Raw genomic sequence first — 2,627 nt, forward strand, 5'->3', positions numbered from 1 at the left:
GGATGTGTATAAGCGACAGGGATGACCCCCCAACGCCCTGGAGGCGGTGGAGTTTGTCGCCTTGCAAGAGGAGCGAACGGATGGCGCACGACGAGCGATGCGCCGCGATGCCAGCGAAGCAATGACAGAATTTCACGGCCGCGCGGATTCGTTGTAGCGACGGACCCAGACCAGGTCGCAGCCGGACTGCAAGATCAATGGACAGACGGCCAGCTCAGGCGGATCAACATCGGCCGAGCCGGTCCCGACGTTATTGAAAACGTCAGTCACGATTATGGCGTGCTCGGCGAACGCTATGTCCGGAAGCTGCGGCGGCGAACAGCGCCTGTAGTGGTACCCGTCCCGAGCCTTTCTCACGTCCTGCGCAGGTTGAAGGAGGAAGCCGCCGTCCTAGTTGCCGCGACAGGAAACACCGACTGGGACGACCCCGAAGTGTAAAGCGACCGCGACCGTCAGGCTGAACGAACTCGGGAGTGTTCGCGGCGCAACGTCGGATGACCGAACTGCTTGAGATCTGAAGACGGAGATCTGGCCGCCGCTGACGACTGGAGGGCACCGCCGATCTGATTCAGCAAGAGTTCGGCAGACCCGTTCTCGGGGTCACACCGTACGGCCGCCGCATGGAGGTGGCGCCTGACAGGAGCGCAGGCTGCAAACGGCCAGCCGGTGGAGCGGAGTGAGTCGTTATGAATCCCGTTCGGATGTCGTTACAACGTTAACGGCCCTACGTAGCAGAATAGTAGTTGCAGAACACCGAAGCGGCGGAGGGAGAACCTATGGTCGATCAGATTCGCGCTGTGCTCGTCGCGGTTGGCGTGGCGATCATCGCATTCACCGGCGCGGGCTTTGCGCATGCTGAGACGACGACGTCAAGCAGCCTTGCGGTAGCTACGGTCATCTCACCTGAGCCTGGCCAGGTGGTCGGCATTGCCGCGCCAGTGACTATTCGTTTCAGCACCGTGGTCGCCGATCGCCTAGCGGCCGAGCGGGGCATCGCCATCGACACGCCCGCTGAGGTGCCGGGACAGTTCACGTGGATCGGTGACCGCCTCGTGCAGTGGACGCCGCAGGACTTCTGGCCTGCCTATACGTCGGTGACTGTGCGCACGGGCGGGATGTCGACCAGCTTCGATGTCGGGGCAGCGGTCATGGCCGTTGCCGATATCTCGGCGCATACATTCACGGTGAGTATCGACGGTCAGACGGTGCGGGAGATGCCGGCGTCTTTAGGCAAGCCGGGCTTCGACACTCCACAGGGCACGTTCAAGGTGCTGGAGAAGCAGCGCCGGGTGAAGTTCGATTCACGCACTATCGGCATTCCGCTGGAATCGTCTGAGGGCTACCTGATCGACGGCGAATACGCGGTGCGTGTCACTTGGGGAGGTGTCTATGTGCATTCAGCGCCGTGGTCGGTCGGCTCGCAAGGCAATGCCAATGTCAGCCACGGGTGCATCAATCTCAGTCCCGACAATGCGGCGTGGTACTTCGACACGGTGAACATCGGTGATCCGGTCATTGTTGAGGCATGACGGGCCTGCGCTCGGTCGCGCAGACGGTTACTACCCGTATCGACTCACGAGCCGGTATTTCGATAACGCTCAGGATGGGTCGGGCGGGTCCGGGGGTAGCCTGGCTGCGTCACTCGCTGCGGACTTCCGTCGATTCCTCCGCGATTGCCAGAAAGCGATCACGCCGCCCAGGGCCAGACCCGCGGCACCTGCGGTAATTACCGTCGTCTTGGTGTCCGATGTGGCAGGAGCTGCCGTTGACGGCGGCGGAGCTGCGGTGCTAGGCGCGGCAGCAGCCGACGTAGAAGTAGGCCGGGGCCCATCGGAAACGCCGGCGATAATAAAGCTGTAGGAGCCGGTGACGGGATGGCCGTCTGCTGAGACCACCCGGTAGCCGACGGTGTAGACGCCGTTTCCGGGACGGTCTGGCCCGACGGCCGCGGTGAGGCGCTGTCCCTGCACCTGTGGGGAGCCGGATATCCAATTGCGTCCGTCAGCGCTACTTAAGACGACATTTGCGAACTGCGGACTGATGTGCTCGTTGAACGTCAACACGATGGCGGCAGGTGGTGCTGTCACGGTCGCGTCCTCCGCGGGGTCCGAGCTCGAGAGCGCTGTGTGAGCCGAAGCGATTCCAGTCCCAAACGACAAGAGAGTCAGCATCCCCAGGCTGGTAAGGATAGTGCGCGAAGTTCGGTTCACAGCCCTCTTCTCGTTCGCGCCGACGGCGGCACCCCGCGGCGCTCAGCACATCCGAGTGTATGTTTCGGACAGTTTCGTATGGGGATGATACGTACGTAGGTAGCCGGTATGAGCAACCAGCTGCCGCGATGCTGTCGTTGATCGATGGAAGGCCGAGCTGATGTCGAGACCTCGACTCATTCGCGGTCGCGGAGCACCGGCTGCCTGTCAGGATGCAGCCCGATGAGCGCTCTAGCTGCAACCAATGTCTCGCATCTCGCGACCGATGTCGGGCTGTGGATGTCGCTACCCTGACGGCGCTCATCGAAAGTCCCCAGGTGTGCTCGCTGAAATTCCCCACCTGTGAGCAGCGGTCAGTGTAGTGGTTGGCGGGTGCCGGTGGTGGTTCGGCGGAGTGTTTCCGCGGCGGCCTGGTGG

General features: G+C 62.6%; 2 protein-coding genes. One reads left to right on the forward strand and one right to left on the reverse strand.

Features of this window, described 5'->3' with window-relative positions; all coding sequences use genetic code 11:
- Positions 1–776 precede the first annotated feature (776 nt).
- Entirely contained in the window at positions 777–1,529 is a 753-nt protein-coding gene (locus CEX87_RS26830) for a L,D-transpeptidase (protein WP_066811107.1), read from the forward strand.
- 69 nt (positions 1,530–1,598) lie between these two features.
- Here the strand turns inward: CEX87_RS26830 and CEX87_RS26835 are convergent, their stop codons facing one another.
- Complete coding sequence (locus tag CEX87_RS26835) at positions 1,599–2,171, reverse strand: copper resistance CopC family protein (RefSeq protein ID WP_083997720.1); 573 nt, start codon at positions 2,169–2,171, stop codon at positions 1,599–1,601.
- Positions 2,172–2,627 lie beyond the last annotated feature (456 nt).

Source organism: Mycobacterium lehmannii (assembly GCF_002245535.1).
GTDB lineage: Bacteria > Actinomycetota > Actinomycetes > Mycobacteriales > Mycobacteriaceae > Mycobacterium > Mycobacterium lehmannii.

Excerpts from the sequence above, each read along its gene's own strand:
- CEX87_RS26830 (WP_066811107.1), top strand. The coding sequence starts at position 777 with ATGGTCGATCAGATTCGCGCTGTGCTCGTCGCGGTTGGCGTGGCGATC.
- CEX87_RS26835 (WP_083997720.1), bottom strand. The coding sequence starts at position 2,171 with ATGCTGACTCTCTTGTCGTTTGGGACTGGAATCGCTTCGGCTCACACA.